The organism is Xanthomonas sp. SI (assembly GCF_014236855.1).
GTDB lineage: Bacteria > Pseudomonadota > Gammaproteobacteria > Xanthomonadales > Xanthomonadaceae > Xanthomonas_A.
In genome coordinates this window covers 2,322,496-2,343,409 of the sequence record NZ_CP051261.1, presented here as the reverse complement: position 1 = coordinate 2,343,409, position 20,914 = coordinate 2,322,496, and the positions used below count along the sequence as shown (strand labels likewise).

The 20,914-nt window shown below is 65.5% G+C and carries 16 protein-coding genes; 5 read left to right on the top strand and 11 right to left on the bottom strand.

Going from position 1 to position 20,914, the window contains the following annotated elements:
* Window positions 1-20: 20 nt before the first annotated feature.
* The 3 genes from HEP75_RS09635 to HEP75_RS09625 all read left to right on the top strand — a co-directional run bounded on the left by HEP75_RS09635 (window position 21) and on the right by HEP75_RS09625 (window position 2,455).
* Complete coding sequence (locus tag HEP75_RS09635; protein WP_185826268.1) at window positions 21-950, top strand: alpha/beta hydrolase; 930 nt, start codon at window positions 21-23, stop codon at window positions 948-950.
* Window positions 951-1,084: 134 nt separating this feature from the next.
* Window positions 1,085-1,717, top strand: a complete 633-nt coding sequence (gene upp / locus HEP75_RS09630) for a uracil phosphoribosyltransferase (protein WP_185820417.1) — start codon at window positions 1,085-1,087, stop codon at window positions 1,715-1,717.
* A 327-nt stretch (window positions 1,718-2,044) separates the two neighbouring features.
* Window positions 2,045-2,455: a LuxR C-terminal-related transcriptional regulator gene (locus HEP75_RS09625; protein WP_185820418.1), complete on the top strand. Its 411-nt coding sequence runs from the start codon at window positions 2,045-2,047 to the stop codon at window positions 2,453-2,455.
* A 182-nt stretch (window positions 2,456-2,637) separates the two neighbouring features.
* Here the strand turns inward: HEP75_RS09625 and HEP75_RS09620 are convergent, their stop codons facing one another.
* Complete coding sequence (locus tag HEP75_RS09620) at window positions 2,638-3,723, bottom strand: hypothetical protein (RefSeq protein WP_185826267.1); 1,086 nt, start codon at window positions 3,721-3,723, stop codon at window positions 2,638-2,640.
* 191 nt (window positions 3,724-3,914) lie between these two features.
* Between HEP75_RS09620 and HEP75_RS09615 the strand changes: the two genes are divergently transcribed.
* Window positions 3,915-4,343 (top strand): hypothetical protein, encoded by a 429-nt coding sequence (locus HEP75_RS09615; protein WP_185826266.1) that lies wholly within the window; start codon window positions 3,915-3,917, stop codon window positions 4,341-4,343.
* Between the two features lie 153 nt (window positions 4,344-4,496).
* On the opposite strand, the gene HEP75_RS09610 is transcribed toward HEP75_RS09615, so the two are convergent.
* From HEP75_RS09610 to rsmD, 7 genes are all read right to left on the bottom strand, one after another.
* Window positions 4,497-6,227, bottom strand: coding sequence for a glycoside hydrolase family 9 protein (locus tag HEP75_RS09610; RefSeq protein WP_185826265.1), 1,731 nt, complete (start codon window positions 6,225-6,227; stop codon window positions 4,497-4,499).
* Between the two features lie 114 nt (window positions 6,228-6,341).
* The gene (locus tag HEP75_RS09605) at window positions 6,342-7,232 is read right to left on the bottom strand and encodes an MBL fold metallo-hydrolase (RefSeq protein ID WP_185826264.1); all 891 of its coding nucleotides are present in this window, start codon (window positions 7,230-7,232) and stop codon (window positions 6,342-6,344) included.
* 54 nt (window positions 7,233-7,286) lie between these two features.
* Entirely contained in the window at window positions 7,287-9,032 is a 1,746-nt protein-coding gene (gene ggt, locus HEP75_RS09600; RefSeq protein ID WP_185813225.1) for a gamma-glutamyltransferase, read from the bottom strand.
* Window positions 9,029-9,313, bottom strand: coding sequence for a YfhL family 4Fe-4S dicluster ferredoxin (locus HEP75_RS09595; RefSeq protein WP_179563903.1), 285 nt, complete (start codon window positions 9,311-9,313; stop codon window positions 9,029-9,031). Before HEP75_RS09595 ends, ggt begins: the two co-directional genes overlap by 4 nt.
* A 344-nt stretch (window positions 9,314-9,657) precedes the next feature.
* The gene (locus HEP75_RS09590; RefSeq protein ID WP_185813226.1) at window positions 9,658-10,152 is read right to left on the bottom strand and encodes a hypothetical protein; all 495 of its coding nucleotides are present in this window, start codon (window positions 10,150-10,152) and stop codon (window positions 9,658-9,660) included.
* Window positions 10,153-10,189: 37 nt separating this feature from the next.
* Complete coding sequence (gene coaD, locus HEP75_RS09585; RefSeq protein ID WP_184411109.1) at window positions 10,190-10,696, bottom strand: pantetheine-phosphate adenylyltransferase; 507 nt, start codon at window positions 10,694-10,696, stop codon at window positions 10,190-10,192.
* Window positions 10,693-11,298 (bottom strand): 16S rRNA (guanine(966)-N(2))-methyltransferase RsmD, encoded by a 606-nt coding sequence (gene rsmD, locus HEP75_RS09580; protein ID WP_185826263.1) that lies wholly within the window; start codon window positions 11,296-11,298, stop codon window positions 10,693-10,695. Before rsmD ends, coaD begins: the two co-directional genes overlap by 4 nt.
* A 213-nt stretch (window positions 11,299-11,511) precedes the next feature.
* Between rsmD and htpG the strand changes: the two genes are divergently transcribed.
* A complete protein-coding gene (gene htpG, locus HEP75_RS09575) occupies window positions 11,512-13,416 on the top strand; it encodes a molecular chaperone HtpG (protein ID WP_185826262.1) in 1,905 nt (634 codons plus the stop codon).
* A gap of 532 nt (window positions 13,417-13,948) precedes the next feature.
* Here the strand turns inward: htpG and HEP75_RS09570 are convergent.
* The 3 genes from HEP75_RS09570 to HEP75_RS09560 are packed head-to-tail and all read right to left on the bottom strand — an operon-like array spanning window position 13,949 to window position 20,518.
* On the bottom strand, window positions 13,949-14,281 hold the full coding sequence (locus HEP75_RS09570; RefSeq protein ID WP_185826261.1) for a hypothetical protein: 333 nt from the start codon (window positions 14,279-14,281) through the stop codon (window positions 13,949-13,951).
* A 1-nt stretch (window position 14,282) separates the two neighbouring features.
* Complete coding sequence (locus HEP75_RS09565; RefSeq protein ID WP_185826260.1) at window positions 14,283-15,311, bottom strand: RHS repeat-associated core domain-containing protein; 1,029 nt, start codon at window positions 15,309-15,311, stop codon at window positions 14,283-14,285.
* Window positions 15,308-20,518: an RHS repeat protein gene (locus HEP75_RS09560; protein WP_185826259.1), complete on the bottom strand. Its 5,211-nt coding sequence runs from the start codon at window positions 20,516-20,518 to the stop codon at window positions 15,308-15,310. The genes HEP75_RS09565 and HEP75_RS09560 overlap by 4 nt, the downstream gene beginning before the upstream one ends.
* Window positions 20,519-20,914 lie beyond the last annotated feature (396 nt).

Sequence of the window (20,914 nt, the reverse complement as noted above, 5' to 3'; positions counted from 1 at the left end):
TTCGGCTGCCAAGGGGACGCATGAAATCCATCGCCATCGCGCTTGCCGCGCTGTTTGCATCGTTGGCGCCGGGTGTGCGCGCCGCAGCTTGGGAACCAGCGCCCGGACACGTGCAAGTCCCGATATGGCCCGGAACGCCGCCCGACGCACAGCCATTGCCGGGCACGGAGTTCGTGACGACGCGCAATAAGGTGGCCGGAAAACCATGGACAGCCGCCGAGCGCGTCTCGCGCCCGACGATGACGGTCTATGCGCCGAAGGGACACAACACCGGAGCGGCCGTCGTCGTCTTCCCCGGCGGCGGTTACTGGGTGCTGGCGATGGACCTGGAAGGGACCGAAGTGTGCGATTGGCTCACCTCGCGCGGCATCACCTGCGTGCTGCTGAAGTACCGCGTGCCGGGCGACAGGCAGCAGCCGCAGTCGGGGCCCTACCCGAAATCGCCCATGGCATTGCAGGACGCGCAACGCAGCATCGGCCTGGTACGCCAGAACGCAGCGCAGTGGCATATCGATCCGCACCGGATCGGCGTACTGGGCTTCTCGGCGGGCGGGCACCTGGTGGCGGCGATCAGCACGCATTTCGAGCGCCGGCTCTACCCCGCCGTCGACGCGGCGGACGAGCAGAGCTGCCGGCCGGATTTCGCTGTGGCCCTGTATCCGGGACACCTGTGGATCGACGACGACAAGTTCGAACTCAATCCGGATGTGCCGGTCGGCGAGCGGACACCGCCGACCTTCCTGCTGCAGGCCGAAGACGACCGCGTGGACGGGATCAATCAGTCGCTGGTCTATTACATCGCCTTGAAGAACGCCGGCGTTCCGGTGGAAATGCATCTGTATCCGCACGGCGGCCATGCCTTCGGCCTGCGTCCCAGCGAATTCCCGATCACCCGGTGGCCTGCGCTGGTGGACACATGGTTGCGCACGATCGGCATGACGTCCGGGTAGTTGCGATCCGATCCGATCCGATTCGCCCCGCTGCGCATCTCGCGGTCGCGCTGGACGACAAGCAGCACCGGAATACCTGGCCGCCGCCGCGCCGGCTGCGGCACACTGTGCGCATCCCCCTTGCGAGCGCGCCCATGAAGATCGTCGAAGTCCGCCATCCGCTGGTGCAGCACAAGATCGGCCTGCTGCGCGATGCCGCGCTGAGCACCAAGGGCTTCCGCGAACTGGTCACCGAACTGGGCACCCTGCTCGGCTACGAGGCCACCGCCGACCTGGAGACGGAGACGCACACGATGCAGGGCTGGGCCGGCCCCACCCAGGTGCAGCGCATCGCCGGCGCCAAGATCACCCTGGTGCCGATCCTGCGCGCGGGGCTGGGCATGCTGCCCGGCGTGCTGGCGCTGATTCCAGCGGCGCGGGTCAGCGTTGTCGGCCTGCAGCGCGACGAGGAGACGCTGCAGCCGGTGCCCTACTTCGAGCGCCTCACCGGCCGCCTGGAAGAACGCGACGCGCTGATCCTGGACCCGATGCTGGCCACCGGCGGCACCCTGATCGCCACCGTGGACATGCTCAAGCGCGCCGGCGCGCGGCGGATCAAGGGCATCTTCCTGGTCGCCGCGCCGGAAGGACTGCAGGCGCTGGAAGCGGCGCATCCGGACGTTGAGGTCTATACCGCCGCGATCGACGACCACCTCAACGACAAGGGCTACATCCTGCCCGGCCTCGGCGACGCCGGCGACCGCATCTTCGGCACCCGCGTGGGTTGAAGTCGTGTCGTCGCTCCTGCAGTAGGCAGCATCGCGGCCAGCAGGCAATCGACTGGCGCTGCTGTGTGCTGCGTCGAACGGCGGTTGGGTTAGGCCACGCGGCGCAGGACGCGATTGAATAGGCCCAGCCGCGCTTGGGACAGCGCAAGGAAGAAGAAGCCGGCTCCAGCAGCGGCCTAGCCCGATTTCGCCCCGCGCATGCTCAAGTGCAGACCGTCGTGCCCGCCCGCAATCGCATCGCCAGCCGCTGAGCTCACAACGCGGCAGCGCGCGCGTTCATCCCTTTAGCGCCCCATCGCAGGGGCGCCACCGGGATGGAGCCGCGCGATGCTTACCTGCAGGGAAAACCAGGTCCTGAACCTGATCGGCCGGCGCCTGCGCTGCCGGCAGATCGCGCGCGTGCTGGCGATCGGCGAATCGACCGTGCGCAAGCACCGCGCCAATATCTGCAGCAAGCTCGGCTTCCACCACACCGCGCAACTGGTCGCGCATGCGCTGCGCACACGCCCGACGGCGGCGGCCGATATCGGCAACGGTCCGTGGCAGACGCTGCGGCCGCGCGAATGCGAGATCGTGCGCGAACTCTGCCGCGGCCAGACCAGCAAGCAGATCGCGCGGCAACTGCGGATCAGCCATCGCACGGTGGAAAAGCATCGCCAGAACGCGATGCGCACGCTCTACGTGCACGACATGGCGACGCTGATGCGTCTGGCCGAGGACAACAACGGGAACGCATAGGCGGCACTCGCGGCAGTCGCCGATCGCGCAGGTATGCGTGGGAGTTAGGCGCGGCGCGCGTGCGGCTGTGCAAGGACGCGGTCCGCGCAAGGGGCTGATGCCCCTGGCATTTCGGAACCGATGCCGCAGACAGGAACACGTGGATGAAACGGACGCGCCGAAGCCGGCGCGTCCGTCGCGGATCAACGCGCCTCGACCCTGCCTTCCACGTCCACCGCGCGGGTCTGTCCGGGCCAGACGCCGAACAGATCGATGGTGCGCACGCCATTGAGCCACTGGCCGAGCGGCCGCTGCCAATGGAAGTGGCGGCGGTCGGTGGAGCGGATGCCGCGGAACCCCAGCTCCAGGCGCAGGTTGCTCGCATCCAGCGGAATGTCGCCGATGGTGGAGGTCAGCCCGCCGCTGATCGTCACCCGTCGCTGCTCCGCGCCGCGCGGCGTGTCGAACTGCAGATGCGCATCGACGATGTAGGTGCCGCCATGGTTGTTGCGCAGGATCAGGGTGAACGCGCCCAGATGGGTGATCCAGTTGGGCATCGGCAAGCGCTCGCCGAACGAGGCGAACGCGAAGGCCAGAGGCGCCTGCGTGTCGGCCAGCCGGCCGGCCTCGCTCGGCCACAGGTGCAGATCCACGCTGCGCTGCGCGCTGGTGGAGACGAACGAGCCGCGGCCGCGCACCTGGCCGAGCATCTTGTCCACCGCGCCGGCGTTGCCGGTGATGGAGAAACTGTTGTCGGCCGACTGCGATGCCACATTGACCCCGCTGCGCGCGTACAGCACGTCGGTGATCACCCCGAACCCCTGGGCGATGCCGTGGCCCTGCTGCATGCCCGCCTCGTGCGCGCGCGCCAGCAGCCAGTCCAGGTGCTGGGTCAGCAGCGCGGTCGGGTCGTTGAGCCCGACCGTTTCCTCCAGCGCGCACTGCGACACCATCGAGCCCTGCCGGCCGAAGCTCCAGGTGACCTTGGTGCCCGCGGTGATCTTGAGCCCGGTCTCCGGATCGGTGACCGAACCGTCCAGCTGCGCGGCCGCGCGCGTCTGCCGCACGTCGCTGGTCATCATGCTCCAGTCGATGCTGAGCGGCTGCCGACGCAACTGCGCCTCGCCCAGGCCCGGCAACGCCGCGGCGATGCGGCGGAAGCTGCCGTTGTGCGGATCGACGATGCCGACCGCGCCGGGCGCGATGTCCGGGCTCAAACCCCAGTTGCCCCAGTAGCCGGGATGGCTGTTGCGCACCATCTGCGTGAACTGCGAGTTCCACTGTGTCATGGCGATGTCCCTGCTCGATGCGAATTGCATCGCGGCCACGCTGGCATCGGCGGCAAGCGGTTTGAATTGCACCGAATGCGTAGCGCTGCGCCGTTGCTGGCGCGCTACGCATTCGGAAGAATTTATCGCGCAGGCCGACGCAGCCAAGCTTGCCGAGACGGCGAATGGCCGCCATTGCAGAGGAGCACGACATGCCCTACCAGTTCGAGCAGGCGAGCAGCCCGCAACAGATCGCCGAGCGCCAGTTCGCCTCGGTCTCGCTGGAAGCCGGCCCCACCACCGGCACGCTGTTGCAGTTCACCCCCTTCACCTCGTGCATCGGGGTGGCGGTCAACAACAACGGCATCCTGATCGGCGTGCACCTGTCGTTGTTCGGCGCCGACGGCACGCCGTTCTCGGCCGAAAGTGTGGATGAGGTGATGCGCCTCACCGGCAAAGATCAGCAGCCGGGCGCGCCGTGCATCGTGTTCGGGCAGACGGCGTACTGGGAGAACTCGCTGCCGGCCGCCTACCAGCTGCTGCTGCAGCAATTGCAGCCGAACGAGGTCTACGCGCTGGCCGACCTGACTCCGGGCGTCGGCGTGGACAACCTGGGCCGGCCGATCCTCACCGAGTACTGAGCGGCACGCGGTCGGGAATCGATGCACACGGTTCCTGGGGCGACCTGGATCGCCTGCCGATGCCGCGTCGCGATCGGGCGCCGCCATGCATCGCGCGGCACCCCGCCGACACCGACACCACTGAGCGCCGGCATCCGCGGGCGATGCCGGCGCTCAGCGTTGCAGGTTCTGCAGCGCTGCGCTCACGTACACCAGTGGCGCGTTCCAGTTGATCGCCACTTCGTTGCTGGCGTAGCTGCATTCCTGGTCCAGGTAGGACAGCGCCGGCAGCGACGAGGCGTAGGCGTGCTTGCACTCCTTGGCGTCCTGCTGGCCCGGCTGCGGACCGCCGACCAGCAGGCCCGGCACCGGCATGGCGACGCCGTCGGCGATGGAGATGCGATGGTGGATGTGCAGCGGCGAACGCGCGCCGATGCCGGTCACGAACGACATGCCCAGCGGATTGCGTCCCAGCACGTAGTCCAGCTGCGACTGCGCGGCCTGCAGGTACTCCGGCTTGCGTTGCAGTTGGTAGGCCTGCAGCAGCAGCATCGCCTGGTTCAGCGCGGTGCTGTTGCTGCCCCAGTGGAAGTCGCCCGGGGCCATCGCCACTTTCCACCCCGAGCCCTGCCAGGCATGCAACAGGTGCGTGGCCACGCTGTCGATCTCTTGCGCGATGCGCGCCTGGTCCGCGTGCGCGGTCAGCCGCGTGCGGTGCTGCGCCAGCGACATCCACGCCAGTCCGCCCACCGAACCCCAGTTCGGCACGCTGGCGTGCACGTTGCGCGCCAGCGCCGCGTCGTAGAACGCGTCCTCGCCGGTGGCCAGGTACAGTTCGGTGGCGGCCCAAGCGAACTCGTCGTCGAACTTGTCGTCGTTGTAGCCGCCGGTGTGCACGTCCGCAGGCTGCCGGTAGACCGCATCCGGATGCGCCTGCGCCCAGGCCCAGGCGCGGCGCGAGGCCTGCAGCATGCGCTTGGACACGCCGTCGAAGCGGTCGTCGAACGTTGCGTAGATGCGGCTGGCCTGGGCCATCACCGCCGCGAAGTCGAGCGTGGCCGCGGTGCTCTTCTGCACCACGTAGCGCGGCGCGCGCGCCTGGTCGGGCATCTGCATGCCGCCGAAATCCAGGTTGGTCAGCTTGTGGTAGACCCCGCCGTCGCCCGGATCCTGCATCGCCAGCAGCCACTGCAGGTTCCAGTCGACCTCGCGCAGGATGTCGGGCACGCCGCCGCCGCTATCCGGAATGCCTTCCTTCTGCGCGGCGAAGTAGGCCGGGAATTGTTCGTAGGCGGCCAGCAGCGTGTACACGGTGATGCCGGAATTGACCACGTACTTGTTGTAGTCGCCGGCGTCGTACCAGCCCTTCGGCGCGGAGATCACGGTGCCGGTCGGGCGCCCGGGCGAGGCCGCCGAGGCGTGGATCAGCACGTGGGTGTCGGGGTGCCCTTCCGCACGCGCGTGGCGGCCGGCGTACTCGCCGGGCAGCGCGGTGCTGGCACGGTTGAAGTAGTAGGCCTTCAGCGCCGCGCGCGTCACCCCATCGTAGGCATCGGCGGCGATGGCGAAGCTGTCCGATAGCGCCAGCCCGTCCACGCGCAGGCGATAGCGGCCCGGTTCGCGCAGCGCGGAGAAGTCGGCGATGCGCACCGTCTGCTGCGCCGGCGCCCAGGTCGCCGCCGGCCCCAGCGTGCCGCGCATCACCACCTTGCCCGAGTCGGCGCGTTCGACCGCGAAGGCGTCGCCGTGGCCATCGGGCACCACCGCGAGCTTGCTGGCGGCCGGCAGGTAGCCGACCTGGTTAAGCCGGATCGGCGACATGGCGGCATCCTCGGAACGCGAGGCGCAGCCACCGACGACCAGGCAGGCGAGAAGCAAGCAACGCAAGGCGGTAGGCAGGTTCATGCGCCGATACTGGCCGGCCGCGATGACGGCTGCAAGCGCCGCGCGGTGGGCTTTCAGCCGCCAGCCGGAATGCCGCGGTGCCTGCGGCGCGTCGGCACGATCGAGGGAGGTACCCTAGCCCGCCAGCGACCGCGCCTGCAGCGACGGCACCTCGTGCGTGGTGACGAAACGGCCCTTGCCGTCGCGCGCCAGTTGCGCCAGCGCGCAATCCGGGTCGTGGGTAAAGAACAGGTGCACGTTGCGCGCCAGCGCGTCCTCCAGAAACGCGCGCTTCTCGTCGATCAGCAGTTCGGCGTTGCGGTCGTAGCCCATCGTGATCGGCACATGCACCCAGGAGCGCCCCGGGATCAGGTCGGCGCAGAACGCGACGCCGCCATGCGCCTGTCCCTCGACCTGCTGCGCGCCGACGATCTCGGCCAGCATCAGCCCCGGCGTGTGCCCGTCGCTGAAACGGAAGCGCACCGCCTCGCCGAGGGCGCGCGAATATTCGCCGTCGACCAGCTCCAGGCGGCCGCTGGCCTGCAGCAGGCCGGGCAATTCGGGAATGAAGCTGGCGCGGTCGCGCGGATGCGGCTGCAACGCACGCTGCCAGTGTGCCGCGCCGACCAGGAAGCGCGCGTTCGGGAACAGCAGCTCCGGCGCAGCGCCCTCGCGCCATGGCGCCAACAGCCCGCCGGCATGGTCGAAGTGCAGATGGCTCAGCACCACCACGTCGATGTCGGTATGCGCGACGCCGGCCTCGTGCAACGAATCCAGCAGCACGTGGCGGTCTTCCTGGATCCCGTAGCGTTCGCGCAGCGCCGGCGCGAAGAACGCGCCGACGCCGGTCTCGAACAGCACCGTCTTGCCGGCCAGCGGGCACGCCAGCAATGCGCGGCAGGCCAGTTCTATGCGGTTGCTATCGTCGGGCGCGGCCCACTGCTGCCACATCGCCTTGGGCGCGTTGCCGAACATCGCGCCACCGTCGAGCTTCTGCGAATTGCCTTGGATCGACCAGAGTTTCATTGCAGGAATTCGGGATTCGGGATTGGGGATTCGCAAAAGCGGGCGGCGTGCGGCTCAGCGCGCTGGCGCGGCCAGTTGCAGGACCTCGGCGCTGCCGACCTCGTTGCGCGGGTCGCTGCCGCCGCTGAGCACGTTGTTGCGCTTGTCCCATTCCACCGTCTGCAGGTTGCCCCACACGTGGCTGGAACCGCGCCCGCCCTCGGCGCTGTCGCCGGGCAGCTTGAGCGTGTGGCCCATCGCCTGCAGGCCCTGCACGGTGGCCGCGTCGAAGGTGCCGGTCTCGGCCTCGATCACGTCCGGCAGCCACTGGTGGTGGTAGCGCGGCAGCGCGGCGACCTGCTGCGCGCTGAGGCCGTCGTCGTAACCGAGAATGCCGAGCAGGACCATGGTGATGATGCGGCTGCCGCCCGGGGTGCCGAGCACGATCGTCTTGTCGGCGTTCTCCATGAAGGTCGGCGTCATCGAGCTGAGCGGGCGCTTGCCCGGCTTGGGCGCGTTGGCGGCGTAGCCCATCACCCCGAACGCGTTGGGCGTGCCGGGCTTGAGCGCGAAGTCGTCCATCTCGTCGTTGAGCAGCACGCCGGTGCCCTTGGGAATCAGCCCGGAGCCGAACAGCAGGTTCACGGTCTGGGTCGCGCCGACCCGGTTGCCCTCGCCATCGATGATCGAGAAGTGGGTGGTCTCGTCGTCTTCCAGCGGCGTCGGCTGGCCCGACAGCAGGTCGCTGGGCGTGGCCTTTTCCGGATTGATGGTCGAGCGCAGGCCGATCGCATAGTCCTTGCTCAGCAGCACGCGCTGCGGCACCGCAGTGAAATCCGGATCGCCGAGGAAGAAGGTGCGGTCGCGGTAGGCGCGGCGCATCGCTTCCACCACCAAGTGGGTGCGGTGCACCGGATCCATCGCCTTCAGATCGTAGCCTTCCAGAATCTGCAGCATGCTGGCCAGGGCGATGCCGCCGGACGACGGCGGCGGCGCGGTGGTGATGGTCCAGCCCTTGTAGTCGAACCGGATCGGCGTGCGCTGCTTGACCGTGTAGCCGGCCAGTTCCTCGGCGGTCCAGTGGCCGCCGGCCTGCTTGACCCCGGCCAGCAGCTTCTTGGCGGTGGCGCCGCGGTAGAACCCGTCGAAGCCCTTGGCGCCCAGCAATTGCAGGGTGTTGGCCAGTTCCGGCTGCTTGAACAGGTCGCCTTCGGCGATCGGCTTGCCGTTGCGCAGATACACCTCGCGGGTGCCGGGATAGCGCTCCATCACCTTGCGCCGCGACTGGTAGCCCTCGGCCATGCGCCGGTACACCGGGAAGCCGTCGCGGGCGATGCGGATCGCCGGCGCCAGCGACTGCTGCAGCGGCAGCTTGCCGTGCTTGGTCGCCAGTTCCACCAGCGCCGCCGGCAGGCCGGGAATGCCGGCCGACCATGGGCCGTTGACCGAGCGGTCGCGGTCCAGCGCGCCCTTGGCATCCAGGAACTTGTCGGCGCTCGCCGATTCCGGCGCGACTTCGCGCGCATCCAGCATCACGTCCTTGCCGGTCTTGGCGTCGTGCAGCAGGAAGAAGCCGCCGCCGCCCAGGCCGGAGCTGATCGGCTCGACCACCGCCAGTGTCGAGGACACCGCCACCGCCGCGTCGAACGCATTGCCACCCTCGCGCAGGATCTGCAGGCCGGCCTCGGTGGCCAGGCGGTGGCCGCTGGCGACGGCGGCGCCGGGCGGATGCGCGGCAGCGGCAGCGACCGGCGCCTCGGCCCACGCCGACGGCGTCAGGACCAGGGCGAGCAGCAGGACACGGCGGACGAGCGTTCTCATGCGGCGGGGGGCTCCTGTCGGTAAAACTCGGGATGATCGCGCTGCAGCTGCAGCAGCTTGGCCAGCAACTGGTCGTGGCTCTCCGGGATCGCCGGATCCGGGTCGATGCATTCGACCGGGCACACCACCACGCACTGCGGCTCGTCGAAATGGCCGACGCATTCGGTACAGCGGGCCGGATCGATCACATAGATCGTCTCGCCCATCGCGATGGCCTGGTTCGGGCAGGCCGGCTCGCAGACGTCGCAGTTGACGCAGAGCTCGTTGATCTTGAGGGACATTTCGCTGGATTCGGCACTAACCGCGCCATCTTACCGGATCGGGCGCGGCGGCCCCGGCATCGCGGTCACGTCCAGCGGGACGCTGCGTCGCGCAGGCGACGGCTTGATGCGCCAGAAGGCCGGACCAGCGGCGCGGATACCCGTGGCAGTCGCCTGGGGCATCCCGGAGGAACGCAGTGCCCCCTGCTGGGACGAGGCGCGCGCAGGAGCCGGATCGGACGATGGATGCCGCTGGCCAGACGGAGACGCTGCCGGCAATGGCCGGACGGTCGTGGCCGCAGGCCAGCCGAAGCTGGCACTGCGTCGGCCGGCGTGCCCATGCAGGCACGCCGGCGCTATGGCGCTTACTTCGCTTCGACGAAGATGTACTCGGCACCGGTCGGCTGGATCACGGTCTGCACGCGCGCGTTGTCGGCGGCGTTGCCGATGTAGACCACGCGCACGCCCTTCATCGTGTTCGGCTCGACCTTGGCGAAGGCGGCGGCGATCAGGTCGGCCATCTTGGCCGAGGCCGAGGAGCCGAACGCCAGCATGTTGCCCGGCTGGATGCCGCGGCCGATGGCGGTGGTGGCGCTTTCGACCTGGCGATCGTACTTGGCCTGGAAATCCGCATCCGACTCCGGCGGCAGGTAGTACAGGAACGGGCTGTTGGTGATGGTGCCCATGTTCTGCAGCGCCACTTCCTGCAGGTACTTCTTCCAGCCGGCATCGTCGTCCTTGGACGGCGCGGTCAGCGCCGGCTGCGCGTCGGCGGCGGGCGCGGCGGCCTCTTCCTTCTTGCAGGCGGTGAAGCCCAGTGCCAGCGAGGCGATCAGCAGCACGCGTACGGTGTTCTTCATGGATGGCTCCCTTGTTTGTATGTGAATGACGGACGGCTCAGCGCTGCGCCGCGGCCTGGCGGGCCTGGACCAGCGCCTGCACCACCGACGGCGGCACGAAGCCGGACACGTCCCCGCCCAGCCGCGCGATCTCGCGCACCAGCGACGACGAAATGAAACTGTGTTGCTCGGCCGGGGTGAGGAACAGCGTCTCCACCTCCGGGATCAGATGCCGGTTCATGCTCGCCATCTGGAACTCGTATTCGAAATCCGACACCGCACGCAGGCCGCGCAGCAGCACCCCGCCGCCGACCGAGCGCACGAAATGCGCCAGCAGCGTGTCGAAGCCGATCACCTCCACGTTGCGGTGCCCGGCCAGCGCCTCGCGGGCCAGGTTCACACGCAATTCCAGCGGCAGCGTCGGCCCCTTGGACGGGCTCTGCGCCACGCCCACCACCACCTGTTCGAACAGCGGCGCGGCCCGGTTGACCAGGTCGATGTGACCGTTGGTGATCGGATCGAAGGTCCCGGGGTAGACGGCGATGCGGCTGTGGGCCACGGTCATGCGTTGGATACCGCGTGAAGGTCGCCGGGAAGTGTAGCAGCGGTGCGCCGGTACAGGGCAGCGCGGACCTCGCGGCTGCCGCCCTCGCGGTACAGCGCCCACGGCGCCGGCACGGCCGGCGCCTGCCCCGCCGGCGACTCCAGGTACAGCCAGGCGTCGGCCGCCAGCCGCGCCGGCAGCCGCTGCAGCACCGCCTCCCACAGCCCGTCGGCGAACGGCGGGTCGACGAAGGCGATGTCGACCGGGGCGTCGGTGCCCGGCGCCGCCAGCCAGCGTAGCGCGTCGTCCTGCACCACCTGGATCTGCGCCTGCGCCTGCAGCCTGGCGACGCTGGCGCGCAGGCCGTCGGCCAGCGCAGGGTCGCGCTCGACCAGGCAGGCCGAGGCCGCACCGCGCGATACCGCCTCCAGGCCGAGCGCGCCGCTGCCGGCGAACAGGTCCAGCACGCGCGCGCCGGGCAACGCCGGCAGCAGCCAGTTGAACAGGGTCTCGCGGACCCGGTCGGAGGTCGGGCGCAGCCCCGGCAGGTCCGGCACCGGCAGCCGCGTGTTGCGCCAGCGCCCGCCGATGATGCGCACCTGGCCCGCGCCGGCGCGGCTCATCGGCGGCCTCGCGACGGCCGGGAATCGGGAGGCAACGGGCACGGGATCGGCATCGACGGCGGCGGCACGGAACGGGGCCAGGATGATAGACCAGCGCCATGGCACCCGCGCGCGCCGCCTGGCGCTTGAAGCCGGGCCCTGCCGCCACCATGTCCGCTGGCAGAGTCGCGCCCTCCTCCGCGCGGCCAGCCATCACCCATGGAGCAAGCACCGATGAGCGTGGAAACCCAAAAAGAAACCCTGGGCTTTCAGACCGAGGTCAAACAGCTGCTGCAGCTGATGATCCATTCGCTGTATTCCAATAAAGAGATCTTCCTGCGCGAGCTGATCTCCAATGCCTCCGACGCGGCCGACAAGCTGCGCTTCGAGGCGCTGGTCAAGCCCGAACTGCTGGACGGCGATGCGCAGCTGCGCATCCGCATCGGCTTCGACAAGGACGCCGGCACCGTCACCATCGACGACAACGGCATCGGCATGAGCCGCGAGGAGATCGTCTCGCACCTGGGCACCATCGCCAAGTCCGGCACGTCCGATTTCCTCAAGCACCTGTCCGGCGACCAGAAGAAGGATTCGCACCTGATCGGCCAGTTCGGCGTGGGCTTCTACAGCGCCTTCATCGTCGCCGACCAGGTCGACGTGTACAGCCGCCGCGCCGGGTTGCCGGCCAGCGAGGGCGTGCACTGGTCCTCGCGCGGCGAAGGCGAGTTCGAAGTCGCCACCATCGACAAGCCCGAGCGCGGCACCCGCATCGTGCTGCAGCTGAAGGAGAGCGAGGACAGCTTCGCCGACGGCTGGAAACTGCGCGGCATCGTGCGCAAGTATTCCGACCACATCGCGCTGCCGATCGAGCTGCCGAAGGAACACCACGGCGAGGACAAGGACAAGCCGGAAACTCCGGAGTGGGAAACCGTCAACCGCGCCAGCGCGCTGTGGACGCGGCCGCGCACCGAGATCAAGGACGAGGAATACCAGGAGCTGTACAAGCACATCGCGCACGACCACGAGAACCCGGTGGCGTGGAGCCACAACAAGGTCGAGGGCAAGCTCGACTACACCTCGCTGCTGTACGTGCCCGGGCGCGCACCGTTCGACCTGTACCAGCGCGACGCCTCGCGCGGACTCAAGCTGTACGTGCAGCGCGTCTTCATCATGGACCAGGCCGAACAGTTCCTGCCGCTGTACCTGCGCTTCGTCAAGGGCATCGTCGATTCCAGCGACCTGCCGCTGAACGTGTCGCGCGAGATCCTGCAGTCCGGCCCGGTGATCGACTCGATGAAGTCGGCGCTGACCAAGCGCGCGCTGGACATGCTGGAGAAGCTGGCCAAGGACGAGCCCGAGCGCTACAAGAGCGTGTGGAAGAATTTCGGCCAGGTGCTGAAGGAAGGCCCGGCCGAGGACTTCGCCAACCGCGAGAAGATCGCCGGCCTGCTGCGCTTCGCCTCCACCCACAGCGGCGACGCCGAGCACAGCGTGGCGCTGGCCGACTACGTGGCGCGGATGAAGGACGGCCAGGACAAGCTGTACTACCTGAGCGGCGAGAGCTACGCGCAGATCAAGGACAGCCCGCACCTGGAAGTGTTCCGCAAGAAGGGCATCGAAGTGCTGCTGCTCACCGACCGCATCGACGAGTGGCTGATGAGCTACCTCACCGAGTTCGACGGCAAGTCCTTCGTCGACGTGGCGCGCGGCGACCTGGACTTGGGCAAGCTCGACAGCGACGAAGAAAAGCAGGCCATGGAAGAAGCGGCCAAGGCCAAGCAGGGCCTGGTCGAGCGCATCCAGCAGGCGCTGGGCGAGGACGTGTCGGAAGTGCGCGTGTCGCACCGCCTGACCGATTCGCCGGCGATCCTGGCCATCGGCCAGGGCGACCTGGGCCTGCAGATGCGGCAGATCCTGGAAGCCAGCGGCCAGAAGCTGCCGGAGAGCAAGCCGGTGTTCGAGTTCAACCCGGCGCATCCGCTGATCGAGAAACTGGACGCGGAAGCCGACGGCGAGCGCTTCGGCGACTTGGCGCGGGTGCTGTTCGATCAGGCTGCGCTGGCTGCGGGCGACAGCCTCAAGGATCCGGCTGCTTATGTGCGTCGGCTCAATAAGTTGTTGTTGGAGTTGTCGGCGTAAGCGGCTGGCGCTGCTTCTGACGTTGCGAAGCGAAGCGCATAAGGCGGCATAGAGACCGCGACAAATGAGGAGGGTTGCTCTTTTTGTCGCGATTGGTCACCAGCAGGGGAAGGCTACAGCCGCGGGAGGTGCAACCGCGGCCTTTATCACTGTCTCCGCAAACACGTTGTGCCAGCGGCTTTTCGGCGCAGACCAGTGGCAAGTGTCGCCGGTCAGCACTCTAAGTAGCCGGTGTGCTTAGTCATTGTTGCCTCACTCATGGCTCGTAGATGGAGGCGGCGACAATCGGTTTGGGACTGAAGTTCAACTACCAAAACTGATCCATATAAGATGCTTTCAGCAGCAAAAACGCTCAGCTGACTCACCACACAATCTGGAAGTAGGCCATTGCGCAATCGATCCAGCGATTTAGTCGTGCAATGTACTGGATACCCGCTTCGGGCAGGAGGACGCAATTGCTACTGCGGTTGCCGCTCTACGAGTAAGGATATAGCTCGGATCCCATCCGAATTATTTAAATTTCGAAAAATTTTCATCCAGCGGCTAATGAATCAGCAAGCCCTGTGACCAATAATGTCATAAACGAAAAAATTCCCAAATAAAGAAAAAGCACAGTTTTTTTTCTGCACCTCAAGGCGGAACTTGAAAGCACGGAATCGCCAAGCACTCCGGATTTCGATAGTTGCAAAGCTTTATACGCCGCTTGAATTTCGGTAACCCCAGTTTTCTTGACTTTCACCCATGAAACAGCGTTCTCATTTTTTATCATTATTCTGAATTCATTAAGGAAATAAAAATACATAGAATAGAAAATTACAACACCACATAAGGATGACATAAACAAGATGGCCATCATTAATTTCATTTTACAACTCCTTTTCTGCGCCGACATTAATCGGCGGCTTTACTATAAATTCACTGCCGAATCCGCCTCCAGCAGTTAAATTGAATACGCCACCATTATGGTCATTAAACGACCCTGAAAGTCCGATAGAGAGACCCGCACCGACTCTTAACTTATAGTAACCAAGCGGACTAACTTTAACTTTCCCCCCCGTTGTCCCATGTGTATCACCCCAAGAGAAGATCCTGAATTTTGCATTAGCTCCAAGATACGCCCCAGCGCCAAAGACCAAGAATCCGCCAACTTTATCTTTTTGCCATGGACGGGTAGTTTTTGTTGCCTCTAAATCTACCCCTAAACCTCCAGTAGCCACTGCACCGTCAGCTACAAAGCTGGTCCGCCTCACTACTCTTTCGTATGTATTGATAATTAAATCCTCCATACTTTCAGCGAGCGGAATTTGAGGCTCCTCACTTTCAGCACCCGAGCTAGACATGAATATATCTTTGCTAGTCGGAGGTAATTGATAGGGTATATATTTTGGTTCACGTGTTGCCAAGTCAGATCCTCCAGTCGTGAAATCTCCAGAGCTAACACATGTGCCATCGTCGTTTGCTATATGCGATCCGGTGCACCGACCATCCGAATCGAAAAATCTGTAAGGATTATTGCTGCCATACCAATATCGATTGAAGTTGTCACCGCTAATTGAATTAGCACTCACAGGATCTACCGACAGGAACCTTCCAACAACCGGATCATAGTACCGCTGCTGCATGTACGTCAGCCCGGTGGCCGCATCCTGCACATGCCCGGTGAAGCCGGGCCCATCGGTCAGCGGGCGATTGAGCAGCTTACCGTAGGGCTCGTACTCGCTGGTCTCGATCAGGTTGCCGCTGGCATCGGTGACGGCGATTGGGGTGCCCAAGGCGTCGGTGTGGAAGTATTCCACCGTTTCGGCCGCCGCGTTGAGCGGCAGCGCGAGGGCCAGCAGCCACAACAGCTTGATCAAGGGCTTGGCGCTTCCTTTCATCTCGTGTCCGATGCTCATTGGTTCGGCCCTCCCTCAAGCGGCGGAGTATAGGCGGCGGACCAGACGGAGCAGCCGTTCTCGTTGCACGCGCGGACTTGGACACTGTTACCGCTGCCGCTCTTGCTCAGGCGGGCGAAGGTCTTTGGTCCGGAGTAGCTGACCGCGCCGGTCACCTCATAGCGCGTGGCGCGGGCTCTCGGTGTCCAGTCCAGGTCGAACGTCGTAGGCGAGGTATTTAGGTAGCGGTAGCTGGGATTGAACGCTGGCATGGCCGGTGGCGAAGTGTCGACCACCGTGGTCTGCGTGTTGGAGTAAGGCCCGCAGCCGGCGATGTTGCAGGCCTTGGCCCGGTAGGCATAGCTGCCGTTGCCCTTGCCGGAGAACGCTTGATTGGTAGCGTTTGCGTTCTGTGTGGCGCTCCAGCCGCCGCCGTTGGCGCTCTCTTCCAGGGTATAGCTACTGGCAGTAGCCACCCCGCTCCAGCTCACCGTGTAGCCGTTGACGCCGGCGCTAGCCGGGGTGCTCAGGCTGGGCGCGCCGGTGGGGGCGAAGATCACCTGTGTGGAGGCATTGCCCGAGTACGGTCCACAGCCCGCCGCGTTGCAGGCCTTGATCCGGTACAGGTAGGTGCCGGCGCCACGCCCGCTGACGCCTGCGCTGGTTCCGGGTACCGAGGCGATCCCGCTCCAGTTGCTGCCGCCGTTGCTGCTCTCTTCGAGGTTGTAGCTGACAGTGGTCGCAACGGTGCTCCAGCTGAGCGTGTAGCTGCCGCTGGTGTTGGTCGCCGGGGCGCTGAGCGACGGCGCCGAACCTGGGGCATAGACCGCCTGCACTGTCCCTGTGCCTGAGTACGGTCCGCAGCCGGCCGGGTTGCAGCCGCGCACGCGGTAAGCGTAGCTGCCGGCGGCCTTGCCGCTATACGCATTACTCTGTGCGCCGCCGCTGTAGGACACGCTCCAGCCGCCGCCATTGGCGCTCTCTTCCAGGGAGTAGCTGGCCGCGCCGGTGACCGTGCCCCAGCTGATGGTGTAGTTGCCGACCACGCCGGTGCCGGGCACGCTGATGCTCGGGGCATCGCTGGGCGCGAACTGCACCACTGTCGTGCCGGTGGCGCTCCAGCCGCCGCAGTAGCTGCCCAGACAAGCACGGGCGCGATAGCCGTAGTTACCGGCAGTCTTACCGGAGACCGCCTGGCTGGTCGCGGCGCCGGAGTACAGCGCAGTCCAGTTACCAGCGTTGGCCTGTTCCTGCAGCTCGTAACGGTTGGCCGAGGCCACCGTCGACCACTGCACGGTGTAGCTGCCGGAGCTGCTGTAGCCGGGAACGGTCACGCTGGGCGAGGCCAGGGTCGGCAGGTTGCTGACCTTGGCCAGCAGGCTGCCGCCCAGGTACACGTACTCGGTGATCTTGCCGACGCGTTCATCGCGCTGGTAGCGCAACAAGCCGTCCTGCCCATACAGCGAGACGATATTGCCCAGGCTCGGGCTGTTGGCCAACACGCGACGGCCCTGCGCATCGTAGCGATAGGTCTCCACACCGGTGACCTCGCGCAGGCGGTTGCCCTTGTCGAACAGGTAGTGGAGTCCGTTCTTGTTGGACAGGTTGCCCTGCGCGTCGTAGCTCAGCCCGATCACCGCCGAACTATCGGAGCTGTTGTTCACGCTCAGCAGCTGCCGGTTGGCGTTGTAGAAGTAGCTGTAGTCGCGACTGCCGCCAACCTTGACCGCGGTCAGGTCGTCGAGCACGTTGTAGCTGTAGCGCGCCAGGTTGTCGCCGCCGAACATCGCCGACTGCGTGGTGGACAGGCGATCCAGCCCGTCGTAGCTCATGCTGCGGGTCTGCCGGCCACGCGCGTAGTCGGTGATGCCGCCGACGTTGCCGTTGGCGTCGTAGGTGTAACCCAGGTCCAGCGGATTGCTGGCGCCGCTGTCGCTGCTGCGCGCCGGCAGCTGCCGGGCGTTCTGCGCCATCGTGTGCACGATGCCGTTGCCGTAGGTGAACTGCTTGATCGCCCCGTTCGGGTAATAGCCGACGCCGAGCGCATAGCCGTTGGCCTGGGTGGCCTGGCCCAGTGCATTGGGCGCGTAGTTCAATGCCAGGCCCGAGGGATAGGTGACGCCGGCCGGATGGCCGTTGGCCGTATAGGCATAACCGATGCTCAGCGCGCTGGACCCCGGCTGGGTCATGCTCTCGCTCAGCAGCAGGCGCCGCTTGTTATAGGTATACGCGTTGACCACGGCATTGCCGCCGTTGCTGTTGTTGGTGGTGACCTGCGCGGGCAGGCCGTCGGCGGTGTAGACGAAGGACTGGTTGCCGACGCCGTCCGGGAACGCCAGCGTGGCCAGACGGTTGCGCGCGTCGTAGCCTCTGCCGACCTTGACGCTGGCGGCGACGTCGGCGCTGTTGCAAGACGAGGTCGCCGTGTAGCTCTGCCCGCTGGCCGACCAGGCCAGGTTCCCGACTGCGTCGTAGTCCATCACCGTGGCGCCGGTCTCCGGCTCGATGGTCTTGCACAGCTGCTGGTAGCCGTCGTAGACGTAGCTGCGCGTGACCGACAGCGACCCGTCGGCGTTATGGCGGCGGATCGACGTCGGCTTGCCGAATACGTCCAATGAGATATCGGTATTGGCGCCTTCCGGATGCATGATCCACACCGGCTTGGCGTAATCCGGCTGATCGAATATCTGGAAACCGCTCACCGTCTGCTGGCCGCGCGGATTGGTCACGCGGGTCTGGTTGTTGGGCAGATATTCGGTGCGCGTGGTCAGCAGGCCCAGTTCGCTGTCCTGCGACACGGAGGTGGCACGGCCCAGCGCGTCGTACTCGCTCCAGGTGCCGGTGCTCAGCGCATCGCTGGTTCCTGGATACGAACTGAAAGTGGTGCGGCCGGCGTAGTCGTAGGCGAACTTCTGGAAGCGCTGCGCGCCGCCGGTGTCGAACTCGTGAACCAACAGCGGTCGCCACAGCGCATCGAAGTAGGTCACCTTGCGTCCGTTGCCGGTGGCCACGGTCTGCCGCCAGTGGCCCGCATCCAGGCCGTACTCGCTGCTGGCAACTTGTTCGAAGGTCTGCAGGGTGGTGTTCCAGGCCACGGTGTCGTTAGACGGATAGGAGATGGCCCCCAGCCGGCCCATGGCGTCGTACCCATAGGTGGTGGTGTAGCCGTTCTCGTCGGTGGTCGAGGTGATCCAGCCGCTGTCGTTGACCGTGGCCGACTCGGTGGTGCTGTCGGCGTAGCGGATCGACTGCGGGACGCCACGCTTCCAGTTGGAGACGGTAGTCGTATTGTTGTTGCCGTCCTTCACCGTCGCCAGCGTGCCGTCGCTGTTGTAGCCAAGCGTCAGGCGCAGCTTGCCGAACGACCAGCGCTGCGACGGCATCGCATTGGCGTCGTAGCTGGCCTGCGATTCCACCAGACCGGTATTGGTGTTGGTGCTCTTGGCGCGTTGGCCGACGATCCACTTGCCCAGGTCGTCGTAGTACTCGGTCGCATCGGTGCGTGAGTGCCAGGGGCTGGCGCGGGTGACGCTGAGCGTGCGTGCGAACGCGTCGAAGCCGTTCGCCGTCCACGTGTAGCTGATGCCCTCCTGCTGTACCACCTTGCTGCGCAGCGGACGCAGCACATTGGTCAGGGGATTGGGGATGCCGAGCAGGGATTGGCCCATTTCTGCAGGGAAGGGCTGCGCGTCCACGTCGGCATCGGCGAAATAGGTGTTGCTGGTCTTGGACACCGTATTGCTATTGGCGTCCAGCGCCGTGGTACTCAGTAGGCGGCCATCGTTGAGGCCGTACATGATTCCGAATTCGTAAGCGGTGGCGGTGCCGTCCGGATTGGTCACCTTGGCCGTCTTGCTCGGCGTGCAGGTCGGGCAAGGATCGGTCGCTTTGCCCGACTTGTAAAATTGCGTTACGCCCTCGCCCGGCAGGTAATGCCAAACCTGCTGCGCTAGACCCGGACCCGTCACGATCTTCGACGTCAGGACATAGTTGTCGGAGTAGTTGGGGACATAAGGATTCGGCGGCTGCTGACCCGTCGGTAGAGCACACCGGATGATGGGGGTATGGCTCCGGTACTGACGTCGGTAGTCGAAGGCGAACACACCTACGGCACCGGAAGGATGGGTCACCTGCAGCGACACCGCACCATCCATGGGATCAGGCTCATAGACGCAACTGCTAGCACCACCGCCGGCTGGTGGCTCGCGCTTCGGCAGCATGTTGCCGCTGACGATGCTGTAGGTCCACTGCGAGCCATCGGGTTGAGTAACCGTCTTCAGGCGATAGGCCCCTTGTGCCGATGGATACGCGGTACTGAATTCGTACCCATACGTCCAGGTCTGGCCATTGGTCTGGATGCTGCTGATCAGGTCGCCGTTGTAGTTCAGCGCGATCGCGCGCCCATCGCTGGATTGGATGGAGGACAGCTTGTCGCCCGTATAGCTGTACGTCACCCAGTTGCCGAAGCGGTCTTCGACGCGGCTGGCCGCAAGCGCGACGCGGGCACGCACAGCGGGACTACCCGTGCCCGCCTGCTGATAGCCACCGATGGGGGTGACGATCGCGTAATCGAAGTAATACTTAACCCCGGCAGGCGAAATCGCCAGAAAGCCCTCGCCGCCATAGTTGATCGTATTGGCCAGACAACCCAAGCGCCACCCATCCTTGGTGATCCACGGACGCGCAAGGCCATCGGTCGGGCGCGGCGTCTTGGTCTGGTTGTCGACCAACAACTCCTGCTCGCCCGCACCTGGGATATGCAAATAATAGCCATGCCACATGTCATAAGCGCTGTACGCAACGCTTCCGATCGTCATCGCCGCATCAGGTATGGCAGGAATGGAACATCGCGCAGTAGGCGATGCGCCGTTTATCACCCAGCCTTTGTCAGCTCGGAACTCGCCATAGACGCGCGGCGTTTCGATTTCCCAGTCGCCGAAGCCTTTTGCCGCGTATACCGAACGTCGATTCATGACCTTGAATTCTCGTCCAACCGCGACGGGCAATCCGTTGTTGCCCGGTACGTCCACGTCGGCGGCGTAAAAGCTGACGCTCATGTTGTACAGACTGATGCTCTCGCCGAAGATGTCGTCCTTCAGCGGGCCAACCACCTGCGAGGCCTTGATCTTCTTCTCGTACTCCTCGTAGGGCCCCAAATCATCTGACGCGTGCGTACGCGCGCCCAGGCACAGCAGCAGCATGCCGATCACCAGTCGTACTTTGAACATCCGCCCGCCTCTTCCTTTTCAGCCCGTTGCGGGCCAAATTCCCTGAACGATCGCGAGACTCCCAGCCGCAAGTATCGCGATAACGAAAATCGTAAAAAACGCAATACGAATCCATCGCGCCAAGGCACGAGGCAATGAGTTGAACGGAAAATCCCCTGCGGGCCGGATCCCGGCCTTGTCGAATTATCGGACTAATTCAGGGATAGCTGTCAACAAAATTTTTCGGCACCCGACAAGCGGTATCGTCTCCTGAAACGTTCGACACCGTCAGCTTGGCCGCTGCGCAATTCGTGCATAGCCGAGTCATTACAACGTCACCTAAGTATGTCGGCGTCGCGTGTGGCGCGACGCTGACCGGCACGCGGATCAAGCTGCTCGGTACCGGGTGGCAGCCCG